This is a genomic window from Peptostreptococcus canis (genome assembly GCF_014229965.1).
Lineage (GTDB): Bacteria > Bacillota > Clostridia > Peptostreptococcales > Peptostreptococcaceae > Peptostreptococcus > Peptostreptococcus canis.
Genome location: NZ_JABGBW010000027.1, coordinates 1 through 987 on the forward strand (window position 1 = coordinate 1; position 987 = coordinate 987).

The 987-nt window shown below is 36.8% G+C and carries 1 protein-coding gene; it reads right to left on the minus strand.

Going from position 1 to position 987, the window contains the following annotated elements; genetic code table 11:
- Window positions 1-45: 45 nt before the first annotated feature.
- Window positions 46-987, minus strand: a 942-nt coding sequence (tuf, locus tag HLB29_RS09540; protein WP_185624900.1) for an elongation factor Tu, incomplete at its 5' end; no start/stop codon positions are given.

Consider the following 987-nt stretch of genomic DNA (forward strand, 5'->3'; position numbering starts at 1 on the left):
AAAAAATTAAGTTCTCTAAATCTTGATATTTATTCAATCAAATAATTATTCAATTATTGACGCAACAACTCCAGAAGCTACTGTTCTACCACCTTCTCTAATGGCAAATCTCAATCCTTCTTCAACACATATTGAGTTGATTAGGTCTACTTCTATTGTTACGTTATCTCCCGGCATTACCATTTCTATTCCTTCAGGTAATTTACACTCTCCTGTTACATCTGTTGTTCTGAAATAAAACTGTGGTCTATACCCATCAAAGAATGGTGTATGTCTTCCACCTTCTTCTTTCTTTAACACATATATTTCAGCTGTAAACTTTGTATGAGCATTTACTGTACCCGGTTTTGCTAATACCTGTCCTCTTTCGATTTCATTTCTCTGAACACCTCTTAATAGTGCTCCGATATTATCTCCCGCTTCTGCCTGGTCCAGTAACTTTCTGAACATTTCTACTCCTGTTACTACTACCTTTCTTGGTTCTTCTGTTAAACCTACAAGTTCAACTTCATCTGATACCTTTAAGATTCCTCTTTCCACTCTTCCTGTTGCAACTGTTCCTCTTCCTGTAATTGAGAATACGTCTTCTACAGGCATTAGGAATGGCTTATCTACATCTCTTTCCGGTGCCGGTATATAATCATCTATTGTATTGAAGAAATCTACTATTACTTCTCCCCATTTTGAATTTGGATCTTCTAATGCCATTAATGCTGATCCTCTTACTATTGGAGTATCATCTCCCGGGAAGTCATATTCATTTAGTAATTCTCTTACTTCCATTTCTACTAATTCTAGTAGTTCTTCATCATCTACCATATCACATTTATTTAAGAATACTACTATATATGGTACACCAACCTGTCTTGATAACAGGATATGTTCTCTTGTCTGAGGCATTGGACCGTCTGTTGCTGCAACAACTAGTATAGCTCCGTCCATCTGAGCTGCTCCTGTTATCATGTTCTTTACATAGTCGGCATGTCC